This is a genomic window from Pseudomonas sp. PB3P13 (genome assembly GCF_054897735.1).
Genome location: NZ_CM142702.1, coordinates 1,833,129 through 1,847,869 on the forward strand (window position 1 = coordinate 1,833,129; position 14,741 = coordinate 1,847,869).

The window sequence follows — 14,741 nt, forward strand, 5'->3', positions numbered from 1 at the left end:
TGGTGACAGCAAAAGATCGCAGCCTTCGGCAGCCTACAGCGAACGCCACCTCTGTGGAGCACCGAAGGCTGCGATCTTTTGATATTCAGCCCTGCTGCGCCGCTTTCAAACACTTTAAATCATTGAAATCCTTGCGCACCCCTTCGATTTTCTTCAGCAACTGCTGCCGTTGCTCCGGCGTGCTCTCCGCCATCAAATCCACGAACAATGCCCGCGCCTGAGCCTCTGTATTGGCGAAAGCCTGGCGGTAAGCCGGTGTCCATAAACTCTCGCGATTCACCAGAAGCGTCTCGATTCGTTGTGGGAATTCTGCACTTTCTCGCTGGGCAACGGCTGCACTGAACTGATTCTGCCAATGTGCACGGTTCGCGATCCATTGACTGTTCTGGTCGCCCAACGCGGCAGACCAGGCTGCAACTCGTTGCTGTTGAGACGGGCTTAACGGGCCAAGCCAGTCGTTCATGCGTTTCTCCATGCGCTCGCTGCGATCCTTGATCTGCTCAGCCAATGACGGTTTGACGTATTCCTGCTGACGCTTGCGCTGGTCCTTGGCGAACGCCTCGTTCATTTCCGCGACTTGCTGGTCATCCAGCCCTTTCAATAACTGGATCGCCGAGGGTGTGATTTCCCGGGCGGTCTGCGCAATTGCGTGTTTGGCTTCGCGAGTGCGCTCCAACAGCGCACCGTCGGTGACCTGATTGGTCTCGACCATCGTTTGCAAGCGGTCGAGCCAGTCCAGATAACCGGGCAATTGCGTGGTGCAATGCCAGCTCAGGTGCTCCTTGAGGCGCTCATTGAACCAGTCTTTCTGGTCACCGCTTATGTTCAGGTAATCACTGAGCGTCCACGGGATGATCACATCGAGATTGCGATACGCCAGGCCGACGCGGCTGCATCCGCCAAGGGCGAGGCTAAGGGTGAGCACAACGGCGAGACATTTTAACCAGCGCGACATGGGCGAGTCCTTGCGAAAGCGTAGGTTTGCATGTGATCGGAGGATGAGGCTGGCAGTTCAGCCGATCAAAAAAAAGCGCGCTCGGCCTTGAGCGTCACCAGGCCATCGCATTGGCTGTTGTGCCCGGAGTAGGCGGAACAATCACTGCCACGCAGGCTCGAGTCACTGTAGATCAGGTTGAGGTCGACCCCCATGAACGGCCGGGAAAGCTGCACCGACCAGTCGGTGAAGCTGTCGATATAGCCGCCGTCTACCGATACCGGTGCGTTGAGCTGATGAGTGGTGTATTTCATGCTGATCCCGATGCCGAACGGCTGATTGCCGCCGAGGTCGGCGAAAACGGTGCTGTTCTGTTTGTCCGGGTCGTTGCTGAAGGCGGCGCCGAATCGGCTGCCGAGCAAGGTCAGACCGCCGAACAGTTCCTGGCTGTCGAGGGTGTCGACGTGTGGGTAGCTGTAATGAATCATGCCGACTTCGTAACCGAGCGTGTGATCGAAAGGCTGTTTGAAACCGAAGTAGGAATCCACCTCAAGGTTACTGCCGGGGCTCAGGCCCATGCTCGGCGACCATTGGCCAACGTAAAAGCCGCTGCCGTGGCTGAGATCGAGTCCACCGTGGAACGAACCGGTACTGGCAGGTTTGACCAGCCCTTGGGCCATGCTGCGCGAGGGCGTCGTGCCGAGTTTGAGGTCGAAGTCACCCAGCTCGCGCTGAAAAATTTGCGCGTTGGCGACCGGACACGACAGCAGAACGCCGAGCAATAAGCAGGAAGGTTTGAGCATGCGTCACTCCATGAACGGCGAGCGCAGGCCAGGAAAACCTGCTGAAACGCTTGATCTAGACGTGCGAAAGCATACCGACGATTGCACCGCGCTGATGGCCGTTCGTCGATTTTTGGAAAACTGTAGTAAGTGCGGGAGTGTTCGTGAGAGGTTCCAGTGCAAGCGCTTCGAAGCTCAAAGCGCTTAGGGACCAGTGATCGCGGGGATCTTGAAGAGGTTTATTTCTTGCCCAGAGTGATCTGCTTGGACGGGCCGAATGTCTGGCCGCTGACGCCTTTGGCAATTTGCTGGATCTCGCCGCCAGACTTGAGGAACGCAGCGATCTGGTTGTTGATCGACTCGCTGGTTTCAACGGCTGGAGCTGGCTTTGCTTTGCTGGTGGATGCTTTTACACGCATGGCGGCCATTAACCTGTAGAAATTAACTTGGCCAAGCATAGTACAGGAAATACTTGACAATTGCTTGGCAAATATCCCCTTGGAAGACGCTTCACATAAGCACGGTTATCTGCAGGATATAATCGGAATTTTCCGCCTAAGCTGCTGTTTTAAATCAGAAGAGTGGCCATGCAAAGTGCTTCGCCAGACACCTTTATCCCGCAATAACTGATCAATTGGTCTGACGAGCGGCCATCACCGTACCGCAAGAGCCCAGCCAAGCCGTGGCTCGCCGAGGATTTTCGTCTGCCACCGGGTTGACCCGTCAACGCCGCGCGCAAAACCGGGTAGAATGCCGCCCACGCAATGAGGGTATTGGAAATGGCTTTAGTCGGGCGCTACAACAGTTTGCAAGTAGTTAAACACACTAACTTCGGTTTATATCTGGACGGCGGCGCGGACGGCGAAATCCTGCTGCCCAATCGTTATATTCCCAAAGATATTCCCAGTGAAGATGAAGATTGGCTCAACGTTTTTATTTATCTGGACAGCGATGACAAACTCATCGCAACAACTGAAAAGCCGAAAGTGCAGGTCGGTGAATTCGCCAGTTTGAAAGTCGTTGAAGTCAACAGCATCGGTGTTTTTCTCGACTGGGGCTTGCCCAAGGATCTGTTGCTGCCGTACTCCGAAGAAAAGCGTCAGATGACTGCTGGCGAGTACGTCGTGGTGCACGTCTACCTCGACAAGCACACCCGACGGATTACAGCGACGGCGCGTCTGGACCGTTACCTGGACAAAACTCCGGCCAGTTACACGCCGGGTCAGGAAGTTGACCTGCTGGTCGCCGAAGCAACCGACATGGGTTTCAAGGCGATCATCAACAACAAGCACTGGGGCCTGATTCACAAGAACGAAATCTTCAAGTTCATGCGCGCCGGTAAAGAAGAGAAGGGCTTCATCAAGGAAGTCCGTGCCGATGGCAAGATCAGCCTGAGCCTGCAGCCGGTCGGTGAGGAAGCTGCCACCAGCCTTAACTCGAAGATCCTCGCCAGGTTGCGCGACAACAATGGTTCGTTGCCGGTGAGCGACAAGAGCGATCCGACCGTCATCAGCAGCATGTTTGGCGTCAGCAAGGGCAACTTCAAGAAGGCCATTGGTGCGTTGTACAAGAATGGCCAGATTGTCATTCATGCCGATCGCATCGAACTGAGCTGACCGCTGTACGGACAGCGACGTTACGTTGTCAGCAAATTGAACCCGACGGGCCCCGCCAAGCGGGGTTTTGTTTTTTTAGTGAGAGCCACACTGCCATGGATTGTATCGTCGAGGTTTTTTCATGACCGCCACCCGGCGCAGCGCCGATGGATTCGCCCTGCAGGTGATGGTTGGCCTGTGTCTGGTCTGGGGCGTTCAGCAGGTCATGATCAAATGGGCTGCGCCAGACATTGCCCCGGTGATGCAGGCGGCCGCTCGGTCGGGTATTTCAGCGTTGCTGGTAGGACTGCTCATCTGCTGGAAAGGCGGATGGGACCAGGTCAGTCATACCTGGCACGGCGGACTGCTCGCTGGTGCGCTGTTCGGTCTCGAATTCTTCTTCATATCCGAAGGCCTTCAACTGACCACCGCCGCGCACATGTCGGTGTTTCTCTACACCGCGCCTATCTTCACCGCGTTGGGCGTGCACTGGTTGCTGCCCAGCGAACGGTTGAGACCGGTGCAATGGCTAGGCATTTTCCTCGCCTTCGTGGGTATCGCGGTCGCGTTTGCGGGGGGTGTTTCGTGGGATAACCTTGATCGACGCATGCTCATGGGCGATGCCCTCGGCGTGCTGGCGGGCGCTGCGTGGGGCGCAACCACCGTGGTGGTGCGCGCCTCGCGGCTGTCGGAAGCGCCAGTGACGCTGACGTTGTTCTATCAGTTGATGGTCGGTTTTGTCGGCCTGCTGCTGATTGCGATTTTCAGCGGGCAGGTCACCCATGTCAGCCTGACTACCGTGGCGGTGGCCAGTGTGCTGTTTCAGGGGCTGGTGGTGTCGTTCTTCAGTTATCTGACCTGGTTCTGGTTGCTGCGTCGTTACCTGGCGGCCAACCTTGCCGTTTTTTCGTTCATGACGCCGTTGTTCGGTGTGACCTTTGGCGTGCTGCTGCTCGACGAGGAATTGAGTCTCAACTTCGTCGTCGGCGCAGTGCTGGTGTTATTGGGCATCACATTCGTCAGCGCGGAGCAGTGGGTGCGCCGTCGGTTGCGCAAGGCCCTCGGGCAGACTTGACCGGACCCGCGACACACCGCCGGCGATCAGCAAACCACTGCCGGCAACGATCAAAGCGGGGTGCAAGCCGCCGCTGAAATGACTGCTCAACGCGGCCAGCAACGGCCCACTCAGTTGGCCGACAGCAAAGCAGGCAGTCAGCAAACCAGCATTACGCTGAGTGGAATGGGGCGCCAGCTCACGTGACCGTTGCATGACCAGTTGCATGCAGGCCAGAAACGGCGTCCCGCAAAGGATCACGCCCAATGCAAGACCCGCACCGCTGCCCATAAGGCACGCGAATACACCGGCCGCCTGCAGCCACAATGTCGCCATCAGCCAGTGACGTGTGGCATCCGGATTGTGTCGACGCAAGCTGACCAACCCCACGCCAATCGCTGACGCCAGGCCAAAACACGGCCAGAACAGATCCGCCTGCCATTGACCCTGAAACTGCGCACTGGCCATCTGCGACAGGAAGGTAGCCGGAATGATGTAGCCCAAGCCGTACAACGCGTAAACCAGGCCTAACCGGCCAATCCCGTGATTGCCCGTGCCGACAGTGCCAGGGGCGGTGGAGTGGGTGGCCACCGTTCGCGGCAGGAACGGCAAAATCCCTAATAGCATCACCAGCCCCACGGTTGCATACACCAGCCACAATGTTGCCGAAGTCTGCTCCATCAGGTTGGAGGCCAGTGCCAACAAGCCTGTCAGAAAGATCCCCAGACCGGGTCCGGCAAATACCAATGCGCCCAGTCGCGGGCGACCGGCTGCAGCGGCGAGGGGCTGGCTCAGGGCAGTAATCATTACCAGCACCCAGGCGCTGGCCACGCCGGTGCCGAAGCGCAGGATCATGTGCGACCAGAACCCGTTCGCCCAGAACGACGCCAGGGTCAGCAACACGCACAGCCACAGGCCGCCCAGCAGCCGCCGGAGCACCTGCTCGGGGCGGCGGGAGAACATCGCATCCACGGCGCCGACGAAATAGCCCAGGTAATTGGCGGCCGCGATCAAACCGGCAGCGGTGAGGTCGATCTGTCCTTCGCTGAGCAGGTGCGGCAGCTGCGGCGTCAGGGCAAAGCGCCCAATGCCCATGGCCATCATCAAAGCGATAAAGCAGGCTGATAAACGAATCAAGGGAGTCATGGTCAGGTTCCAGCGGATGATCAGTGACCGTCAGGCTAGAGTCGATTGACTTTCTTTAAAAATGAATAATAGTGAGTAACTTGTTCTGATTTGGAGAAGATTGTGGATTTCGGACAGTTGAAGATCTTCCAGGCTGTCGCGCAGGAGGGCTCGATTACTCGGGCTGCGGAGCGGCTACATCGCGTGCCTTCCAACCTGTCGACGCGACTCAAACAACTCGAAGAACAACTGGGCGTTGAATTGTTCATCCGCGAGCGTCAGCGTTTGCAGTTGTCGCCGGCAGGAAAGGTTTTGCTGGACTACACCACCAAGTTGTTCAATCTGCGTAACGAGGCGCAAGCGGCCGTGCAGGGCGGGCAACCGGCCGGTGACTTCGTGCTCGGCACGTTATACAGCACGGCTGCCATTCACCTGCCTGCGTTGCTGGCGCGCTATCACCGACAGTACCCAGCGGTGAACCTGCAGGTGCAGTCCGGCCCCAGTGGTGAACTGCTGGAAGGCTTGCTCTCCGGTAGGCTCGACGCCGCGTTGGTCGACGGTCCGCTTGAGCTGGCCGGGCTTGACGGTGTGCCGCTGTGCCATGAACGGCTGGTGCTGATCAGTGAGGCCGATCATCCGCCGGTGCGCAGTGCGCTGGATGTCGAGGGGCGCTCGGTGTTCACCTTTCGCCATGGCTGCTCTTACCGTATGCGCCTGGAAGCGTGGTTCGCGCACGACCGTGCCGCCATGGGTCGGGCAATGGAAATAGAATCCTATCCGGGAATGCTTGCCTGCGTGATTGCCGGCTCCGGGGTAGCGCTGATGTCGGAATCGATGCTCGCCAGCCTGCCCGGTCGCGAAAGTGTCGCCGTGCACCCGCTGGCCGAGCCGTTTGCCAGTGCGACGACGTGGCTAATGTGGCGCAAGGGCATGGTCGGGGCCAACCTGAATGCCTGGATCGAGCAACAGCAGGCGGTCTATCCACCACCGGTGATCGCCGCGCAGGGGATTGCTTGAACTTACCGCGCGGGATTCGGATCAATTCAGTAACAGATCATTGCTACTTTTGCCGAGCATTGCGTAGGACTTCGGACTATTATCAGTGCGAAGGGGCTTCAGAATTTCAGCCGCTCAGCACGACCCTGAAGGGGGCACCATGAAAGAGAAAATCCAAAACTGGCTGCACGATCTGGGTGTTGCACTCGGTTTGATCGAACCACCTATGCAACCTGTGCCTATTCGTACGGACGACGAACAGCGTCGACGTCAGCAACGCCGTCGGTAAGTCGCTTCCGGGCCATGATGAGCGCCGCTGAACGCGGCCTCGCGGTGCTCGACAGCTGCTACACGGTATCCGCGGGGGCGCGGACGTTCCGGTCATTGCCGCCCAATCTCGATTCAATACGCATTATTTTTTTCCTCCCGGGGTGGTAGCGTCAGGCTCAATCCCGGGAAGCGCTTCATGCTGCAGACGAAAAAAAAACGGGTGTGGCAACCGACGCCACACCCGTCGAAGAAAGCATCAAATCGGTTAGCGTTTAAATCGCACTCGCCACCACTGCCGGCCGACGATACAGCAGGCTGACCGCAACGAAGCTCACCAGGCTGACCCCCAGGCTGTAATAGATCGGCGTATTGGCATCCATGCCATCGATGTACATGAATACCAAAGCTGTGATGAAGCCCAATGCCATGCTGGTGATCGCCCCGGCTGTCGTCGCACGTTTCCAGTAAATGGCGCCCATCAATGGGATCAGCATGCCGCCCACCAGCAAGTTGTACGCAAGGGTCAACGCGCTGATCACATCATTGACGACCAGCGCGATGCCCAGCACCACGGTCCCGGTGAGGAGGGTGAACAGGCGGTTGCTGTTGACGTTCGACGGCTTGCCGCCGCGCAGTTTCGGCAACAGGTCTTCAGACAGCGTGGTGGACGCAGCCAGCAGGCCGGCACTGGCGGTGGACATCATCGCGGCCAGTGCGGCGGCAATGACCAGACCGCGGATACCGTCCGGCAAGGACACTTTGACGATGGCCGCGAAGGCGTTGTTGACGTTGTCCAGATCCGGAATCAGTACGTGGGCCGCCATGCCGATCAAGGCGCAGACCAGGCCATAAATGATGCAGTAGATGCCGGCGGAGGTGCCGGCCACTTTGGCGACTGTCTCGCTGCGGGCGGTGAACACCCGCTGCCAGATATCCTGGCCGATCAGGATGCCGAAAAAGTAGATCAGGAAGTAGGTGATGATGGTGTCCCAGCCGATGCTGGTGAAGCTGAAACTGGCTGCCGGCAGTTGCGCCACCAGTTGGTCCCAGCCACCCACGCGATACATGCAGATCGGCAGCAACAGGAACATCAGGCCAACGGTCTGGATACCGAACTGGACGATGTCCGTCAGGGTCAAGGACCACATGCCGCCGATGGTGGAGTAGATCACCACAATGCCGCCGCCCAGCAGCACCGAAATCCAGAACGGTATGTCGAACAGCACTTGCAGTACGGTGCCAATGGCCAGGATAGACGTCACCCCGATCATCAGTGCGTACGCGAGCATGATGGTTGCGCTGGCCGTCCGGGCCATCGGGTTGTAGCGTTTTTCCAGCACTTGGGTAACGGTGAATATTTTCAGTTTCAGCAGCGGCTTGGCAAGAAACAGGTTGATCGCAATGATCCCGCAACCCAGCGCGGCACACAGCCAGAAACCGGAGATGCCATGGACGTAGCCCAAGCGTACGGTGCCGACGGTCGAGGCACCCCCCAGAACGGTGGCCGCCATGGTGCCCATATAGAGGCCAGGACCCAGATTGCGACCTGCGACCAGATAGTCTTCGTGGGTTTTTGCCTTGCGCATGCCGTAGTAACCCAGCACCAGCATTGCCACGGCGTAAATGATGATGACGAATAAATCCAAAGCCATGATGGCGGGTCTCCGATTGTCTTTTTTATGGTGAAGCGAAGATCAGTTCCCTTGTGGGAGCGGGGGGATCAGGCAGCTTGTCGTATCGCCGGTTTAGCGAGCGTATCCGCGCCCTTGCTACGTGGATCATTCGGCCCGAACACGGCGGCCGGTTCCGGAAACAGACCCAGCAACGTCAGATACAGCACCGATGCCAAACCGAGGGTAACCGGCAGGCTGATGTCGATGCCGCCCGCCAATTCCCCCAACGGGCCAACAAATTGGCCCGGCAGGTTGACGAAGCACAGACCGACCAGCGCACTCGGGATCCATGCACCCAGACCGCGCCAGTTCCAGCCGTGGGTAAACCAGTAGCGGCCACCTTTTTCGCCACGGGTGAACACTTGCAGGTCATCCGGGCAATAGAAGCCGCGACGCACCAGCAGGCCGATGATCATGATCACCATCCACGGGGTAGTGCAGGTGATGATCAGCACGGCGAAGGTCGACACGCTCTGCACCAGATTCGCCGCAAAACGTCCGATGAAGATGAAGGCAATCGACATTACGCCGATCAGCAATGTCGCCTTCACCCGCGACAGCACTCGTGGGAATACGCTCGACATGTCCAGCCCGGTGCCATACAGCGCAGTCGTTCCGGTCGACATGCCGCCAATCACCGCGATCAGGCACACCGGCAGGAAAAACCAGCTCGGCGAAACGGCCAGCAGACCGCCGACGTAATTGTTGGCGGCGATGTAGTCCGGCGCTTTGATCGCGACGATGGTGGCGGTGGCGAGGCCAAACAGGAACGGGATCAAGGTCGCGACTTGTGCAGCGATCACCGCCAGCATGATCCGGCGTTTCGGGGTTTCTCGCGGGATGTAGCGAGACCAGTCACCGAGAAACGCGCCGAAAGAAATCGGGTTGCTCATGGCCACCAGCGCTGCGCCGATGAAGGCTGCCCAGAAGCCGGCCTGACCCATCGCGACGGTGCCGCTGAACTGACTGTCGAACGTCGGGGCGAAGGCGAACACCCCGAGCAGGAACAGCGCGCTGGCCGCCCACACCGCGATGCGGTTGACCCACAGCATGAAGCGAAAACCGTAGATGCAGACAATCAGCACCAGTATCGCGAACAGACCGTAGGCCAGGCCCAATGACAGGTCGGTTTCCGGCAGGCCGATCAGGCGTTTCGCGCCCCCGATCAACGCATCGCCAGAGCTCCACACTGACAGCGAAAAGAAAGCGATGGCGGTCAACAGCGACAGAAACGATCCGACGATCCGTCCGTGCACGCCAAAGTGCGCACCGGATGAGACGGCGTTGTTGGTGCCATTGAGCGGACCGAACAGGCCCATGGGTGCAAGGATCACCGCGCCGAGCAATACGCCCAGGACAATCGCCCAGACGCCCGCTTGAAACGACAGCCCGAACAGCACCGGGAAACTGCCGAGCACGGCGGTTGCAAAGGTATTGGCGCCGCCGAAGATCAGACGAAAAAGATCGCTGGGGCGGGCATCACGCTCGTGGTCCGGGATCTGTTCGACCCCGTTTGTTTCGATGCTGCTAAGGCTTTTGTCGTTGTTATTATTCATGATCTGCTCCGATCATATCGGCGCGCTCATCGTGTGTGAGCGTCACCTGTTTGGCTAAGAGATTGGCAGCCCTTCCGGCATCGCGGACAAATGTTCGTGGCAGGCCAGCCATAGGCCTTGTTGTTGTCGGCGAAACACAATGGTCTCGCGCTCCTGGCTGAAGTGTTGCTCCCCTTGCATGCGCAGCTCGGTGGCCACGTCATGGATGAAAATCGCCACATCACCCCGCAGGCTGACGAAAGCGTTGCTCGAGGTGCATGACAGCACCTCGAAGCCATCCTCGGCGCGCCAGCTGTCCCACAAGGCCTGATAGGCATCGCGCGACAGCAATGGCTGTTTGAGGGTGTAGAACACGAAGCTGGCATCGGCGCTGAACGCATCGAAGTAGGCTTGGCGGTCGTTGCGGGCGAAAGCTGCCACCAGGGCGGCGGCGGCGTTTAGAACCTGATCACGTTCGTTCATGACCGATCCTCAGCGGTGGGCCACGCCAGGCAGTACGCAGAGCATTTCGTACAGCAGGTTGGCGGCCAGCAGCGAGGTGTTGCCGGTTGTGTCGTAAGCCGGCGAGACTTCTACCAGATCGCAACCGATCAGGTCGAGACCCTGGCAACCGCGAATGATCTCGATCGCCTGAATGGTGGTCAGACCGCCGATTTCCGGGGTGCCGGTGCCGGGTGCCCAGGCGGGATCGATGCCGTCGATATCGAAGCTCAGGTACACCGGACCGTTGCCGACTTTCTCGCGTACTTCGGCCATCAGCGGCGCCAGGGATTTGTGCCAGCACTCTTCAGCCTGAACCACGCGAAAGCCTTGTTTGCGGCTCCAGTTGAAATCTTCGGAGGTGTAGCCCTGAGCGCGCAGACCGATTTGTACCACGCGGTCACAGTCGATCAGGCCTTCTTCGGCAGCGCGACGGAAGGTGGTGCCGTGGGCGATTTTCTCGCCGAACATGTGATCGTTCACATCTGCGTGGGCGTCGATGTGCACCAGGCCGACCTTGCCGTGTTTTTTGTGAATGGCACGCAGGATCGGCAGGGTGATGGTGTGGTCGCCGCCGAGGGTCAGCGGGATCACATTGTGTTCGAGGATGTTGTCGTACGACTCTTCGATGATCCGTACCGCGTCCAGCAGATTGAAGGTATTGATCGCCACGTCACCGATGTCGGCGACCGAAAGGGAATCGAACGGTGCGGCGCCGGTGGCCATGTTGTAGGGGCGGATCATCACTGATTCGGCGCGGATTTCGCGAGGCCCGAAGCGGGTGCCTGGGCGCAGGGATGTGCCGATGTCCAGCGGTACACCAACGAAGGCAGCATCGAGGCCGGCAGCGGTCGGCACATGGGGAAGTCGCATCATGGTGGCGATGCCGCCGAAGCGCGGCATTTCGTTGCCGCCCAGTGGCTGGTGAAGAATCTTGTCCACGGGTAAGGCCTCATCGTCGTTGTTTTATTTATGTCGGTTGCACGGCTCGGGGAGAGACGGGCGAAACCTTGTGCGCCGATTCTGCGAAATGTAGTGGCCGGGAAGAATCGCTACGGGCAAATACTTAGTTCAGATTTTTCTAAACTAATGGCTGGCGGGAAGATAGACTTTGCGCCCTTGCACAGAATCCCGTGTGGATTGGGCTTTTGTGGCGAGGGGGCTCGCCCCCGTTCGGCTGCGCAGCAGTCGTCAGGTGATTTGGGGCCGCTTCGCGGCCCAACGGGGCGAGCCCCCTCGCCACAGAGTTCTGTGTCGAGCCCAGGAGAGCTTTCAATGGCCAACGCTTTACCCGACCTGAAACTGTTGCGCATCTTCGTCAGCGTGGTCCGTCATCAAGGTTTCGCCACCGCCCAGCAGGAACTCAACCTCTCCACTTCGGCGATCAGCACTTACATGAGCCAGCTCGAATCGGCACTGGGTCTGGTGCTCTGCCATCGCGGGCGTGGCGGCTTCAGCCTGACCAGCAAAGGCGAGCTGTTTCATCAGGAAACCTTGCGCCTGCTCGGTGAGCTGGAAGGGTTCGAGCAGTATGCCGCCGCTTTGAAGGGCGAGTTGCGCGGCACCTTGAACCTCGGCGTGATCGATTCCACCGTGAGCGACAAGGCACTGCCATTCGCCGAAGCCATTGGCGCTTACAGCCAGGAACACCCGGCCGTGCATTTGCACCTGTCGGTAATGAGCCCATATGAACTGCAACTGGGCGTGCAGGACAATCGCCTCGACCTGGCGATCGGCGCGTTCTCCACGCGCATGAGCGGCCTGGTCTACATGCCGCTCTACCGCGAACAACACTGGCTGTATTGCAGCAGCCGCCATCCGCTGTTCACCGAGCGGCGCATCCCCGAGCAAGTGATCACCCAGCAACGCATGGTGGGTCGTGGTTACTGGAGTCAGGCCGAACTGGCGCGCCACGGTTTCAAGCACAGCGCCGCCACCGTGGAAAGCATGGAGGCGCAGCTGATTCTGGTGCTGTCCGGCGCCTACATCGGTTACCTGCCGGAGCACTATGCGCAGGCCTGGGCTGACAAGGGCGATCTGCGCGTTCTGCTGCCGGCGACGTTCGGTTATCAGGCGCCGTTTTCGATGATCGTGCGCCGAGGCCGTAGCCGTGAACCGCTGATCCAGACATTCCGCGACTTGCTCAAAGCGCAGCTCAATCAGGTCTAAGACGATGCCCAGAATCCACTGCCCGCGCTGCCTGCGCCCCGAAGGCCATTGCCTGTGCGCGCTCATCCCCAATCTCGACAGCCGCACCCGCGTGCTGCTGTTGCAACACCCGACGGAAGTGAATCATGCGCTGAACACGGCGCGTTTGGCGGCGTTGGGGTTGAACAATGCCGAGCTGATCGTCGGTGAGATATTCGAGGATTTGCCCGCGCTGTTGAATCAGCCTGGTTACCGCGCGCGGCTGCTGTTTCCGGCTGACGATGCGCAGACATTGCACGCGTATGCCGCAACCGATAAACCGCTGTTGCTGGTCGTCCCGGACGGCACCTGGCGCAAGGCGCGCAAGATGTTGCACCTCAACCCGTTGCTGGCAGCGTTGCCGAGGGTGACGCTGGCGGGCGGCGCGGTGTCGCGTTATCGCCTGCGCAAGGCACCGGGGCCAGGCGCATTGTCGACCGTCGAGGCCATTGCCCAGGCGTTGCAGACACTGGAATCGCCAGCGGATTTCGACGCGTTATTGAAGCCGTTCGAAGCGCTGATCGAGGGGCAGATTGCGGCGATGGGGCAGGAGACCTATCAGCGTAATCATGGGCCCAAATAGCCGTCGTTATAAGGACCTCATCGCGAGCAGGCTCGCTCCTACAGTGATCGAGTTCTTCCAGAAAAACTGCGATCCACTGTAGGAGCGAGCCTGCTCGCGATGGCGTTAGAACAATCACAGCAATCCCGAGCCAGAGATCACCGCTCCCGCATCGCCTCGGTCCGCGCTTTCAACACCGGTTTCAGCAAGTAATCCAGCACGCTTTTCTCGCCAGTAATGATGTCGACAGTCGCCACCATCCCCGGAATGATCAGCAGCGGTTTCGCATCCCCGCCCAAGTGGTTTTTATCGGTGCGCACCTGAATCAGATAAAAGCTGTTGCCCTTGTCATCCGTGATCGTATCCGCACCAATCAGCTCGAGTTTGGCGCTCAATCCACCATAAATCGTGTAGTCGTAAGCGCTGAACTTGACCATCGCTTTCTGCCCGGGGTGCAGGAAGGCCACATCCTGCGGGCGCACCTTGGCTTCGATCAGCAGGTTCTCTTCGATCGGCACAATCTCCACCATGTCGTTGCCCGGCTGAACCACGCCACCGATGGTATTGACCTTCAACATCTTGATGATCCCGTGTACCGGCGAGACCACCGTGGTGCGGGTCACGCGGTCATCGATGGCGATACTCGACGCGGTGATTTTCGACAGTTCGGTGCGTTTCTCATTGAGTTCCTTGGCCGCTTCGGAACGGAACGCTTGCTCGGATTCGTCCATCTTGCTTTTGATCTCGTTGATCGCCGATTCCGCACGCGGTATCGCCAATGTCGTTGCGTTCAACGAACCCCGGATTTCCACCGCACTGCGCTTGAGCCTTAGAATTTCCACCGGCGAAACCGCACCCGTGCCGACCAGCGGCGCGGACATGTTCATTTCCTGTTGAAGCAGCGCAAGGCTGGAGCTGAACTGACCCTGTTTGGAACGAAATTCCGCCAGCTCCTGGGTTTTTTGTCGCAGTTGCTCGCTCAGCGTGCGTTGCTCACTGGCCAACTGGCGCTGCCGTTGGTCGAATAGCGAACGTTCGTCTGCGGCCACTTGCGGCGCTTTGGCGATCACGTCCGGTGACAGTTTGAAGGGACGCCCCTCGGCTTCGGCGGACAGACGCTCGACTTGCGCCGTCAGCGCATAGCGATCCGCTTCACTTTCGCCCTTGTTTGACAAAAACCGGGTGTCATCCAGGCGCAGCAACGTATCGCCCTTGTTCACCATCTGACCTTCGCGGACGAAAATCTCGGTGACGATGCCGCCCTCAAGGTTCTGGATGACCTGAACCTTGCTCGACGGAATTGCCTTGCCTTCGCCCATGGTCACTTCTTCCAGCACGGCGAACTTGGCCCAGACCACGGCGGTAATGATCAGCCCGGCGGCCAGCCATACGGTGATCCGCGACCAGCGCGGCGAATCCTGCAAAGCGGCGCCTGCGGTTTCCGGCATGAATTCGCTTTCGGCGGTTTTGCCGAAACTGCCGAAGTAGCCCCTGTCTTTCGATGACGCTGCGGATGAATCAGACATG

General features: G+C 59.1%; 14 protein-coding genes and 1 pseudogene. 6 read left to right on the forward strand and 9 right to left on the reverse strand.

All coding sequences use genetic code 11. The annotated features are described in order from the left end of the window. Positions 1-85: 85 nt before the first annotated feature. From ACYZT1_RS08295 to ACYZT1_RS08305, 3 genes are all read right to left on the reverse strand, one after another. Positions 86-955: a DUF6279 family lipoprotein gene (locus ACYZT1_RS08295; protein ID WP_462018497.1), complete on the reverse strand. Its 870-nt coding sequence runs from the start codon at positions 953-955 to the stop codon at positions 86-88. A gap of 65 nt (positions 956-1,020) precedes the next feature. Continuing rightward, positions 1,021-1,737 carry a TorF family putative porin gene (locus ACYZT1_RS08300; RefSeq protein WP_462018498.1) on the reverse strand — a complete coding sequence of 239 codons (717 nt, stop codon included), beginning with the start codon at positions 1,735-1,737 and terminating at the stop codon, positions 1,021-1,023. Positions 1,738-1,955: 218 nt separating this feature from the next. Further along, entirely contained in the window at positions 1,956-2,144 is a 189-nt protein-coding gene (locus tag ACYZT1_RS08305) for a hypothetical protein (RefSeq protein WP_028621608.1), read from the reverse strand. Positions 2,145-2,495: 351 nt separating this feature from the next. Between ACYZT1_RS08305 and ACYZT1_RS08310 the strand changes: the two genes are divergently transcribed. Both ACYZT1_RS08310 and ACYZT1_RS08315 read left to right on the forward strand, forming a co-directional pair. Beyond that, on the forward strand, positions 2,496-3,332 hold the full coding sequence (locus ACYZT1_RS08310; protein WP_462018499.1) for a CvfB family protein: 837 nt from the start codon (positions 2,496-2,498) through the stop codon (positions 3,330-3,332). A gap of 121 nt (positions 3,333-3,453) precedes the next feature. After that, positions 3,454-4,386 (forward strand): DMT family transporter, encoded by a 933-nt coding sequence (locus ACYZT1_RS08315; RefSeq protein WP_462018500.1) that lies wholly within the window; start codon positions 3,454-3,456, stop codon positions 4,384-4,386. Here ACYZT1_RS08315 and ACYZT1_RS08320 read toward each other — a convergent pair. Next, positions 4,331-5,511 (reverse strand): annotated as a pseudogene (locus ACYZT1_RS08320) (MFS transporter). The gene ACYZT1_RS08315 and the pseudogene ACYZT1_RS08320 overlap by 56 nt on opposite strands. 102 nt (positions 5,512-5,613) lie before the next feature. On the opposite strand from ACYZT1_RS08320, the gene ptrR reads away from it, so the two are divergent. Together ptrR and ACYZT1_RS08330 are read left to right on the forward strand one after the other, a co-directional pair. Next, entirely contained in the window at positions 5,614-6,507 is an 894-nt protein-coding gene (gene ptrR / locus ACYZT1_RS08325) for a putrescine utilization regulator PtrR (protein WP_462018501.1), read from the forward strand. 139 nt (positions 6,508-6,646) lie between these two features. Next, positions 6,647-6,775: a PA1414 family protein gene (locus ACYZT1_RS08330; RefSeq protein WP_257737111.1), complete on the forward strand. Its 129-nt coding sequence runs from the start codon at positions 6,647-6,649 to the stop codon at positions 6,773-6,775. A 253-nt stretch (positions 6,776-7,028) separates the two neighbouring features. Here ACYZT1_RS08330 and ACYZT1_RS08335 read toward each other — a convergent pair whose 3' ends face one another. From ACYZT1_RS08335 to speB, 4 genes are all read right to left on the reverse strand, one after another. Continuing rightward, on the reverse strand, positions 7,029-8,408 hold the full coding sequence (locus ACYZT1_RS08335) for a sodium:solute symporter family protein (RefSeq protein ID WP_462018502.1): 1,380 nt from the start codon (positions 8,406-8,408) through the stop codon (positions 7,029-7,031). 68 nt (positions 8,409-8,476) lie between these two features. Next, a complete protein-coding gene (locus ACYZT1_RS08340; protein WP_462019209.1) occupies positions 8,477-9,988 on the reverse strand; it encodes a purine-cytosine permease family protein in 1,512 nt (503 codons plus the stop codon). Between the two features lie 51 nt (positions 9,989-10,039). Further along, positions 10,040-10,447, reverse strand: a complete 408-nt coding sequence (locus tag ACYZT1_RS08345; RefSeq protein WP_462018503.1) for a YybH family protein — start codon at positions 10,445-10,447, stop codon at positions 10,040-10,042. Between the two features lie 9 nt (positions 10,448-10,456). Next, positions 10,457-11,407 (reverse strand): agmatinase, encoded by a 951-nt coding sequence (speB, locus tag ACYZT1_RS08350; protein ID WP_462018504.1) that lies wholly within the window; start codon positions 11,405-11,407, stop codon positions 10,457-10,459. A 333-nt stretch (positions 11,408-11,740) separates the two neighbouring features. Between speB and ACYZT1_RS08355 the strand changes: the two genes are divergently transcribed. Both ACYZT1_RS08355 and ACYZT1_RS08360 read left to right on the forward strand, forming a co-directional pair. Continuing rightward, complete coding sequence (locus ACYZT1_RS08355; protein ID WP_462018505.1) at positions 11,741-12,634, forward strand: LysR family transcriptional regulator; 894 nt, start codon at positions 11,741-11,743, stop codon at positions 12,632-12,634. 4 nt (positions 12,635-12,638) lie between these two features. Continuing rightward, positions 12,639-13,235, forward strand: a complete 597-nt coding sequence (locus tag ACYZT1_RS08360; RefSeq protein WP_462018506.1) for a tRNA-uridine aminocarboxypropyltransferase — start codon at positions 12,639-12,641, stop codon at positions 13,233-13,235. A 137-nt stretch (positions 13,236-13,372) separates the two neighbouring features. On the opposite strand, the gene ACYZT1_RS08365 is transcribed toward ACYZT1_RS08360, so the two are convergent. Continuing rightward, entirely contained in the window at positions 13,373-14,740 is a 1,368-nt protein-coding gene (locus ACYZT1_RS08365) for an HlyD family type I secretion periplasmic adaptor subunit (RefSeq protein WP_462018507.1), read from the reverse strand. Between the last annotated feature and the right edge of the window lies 1 nt (position 14,741).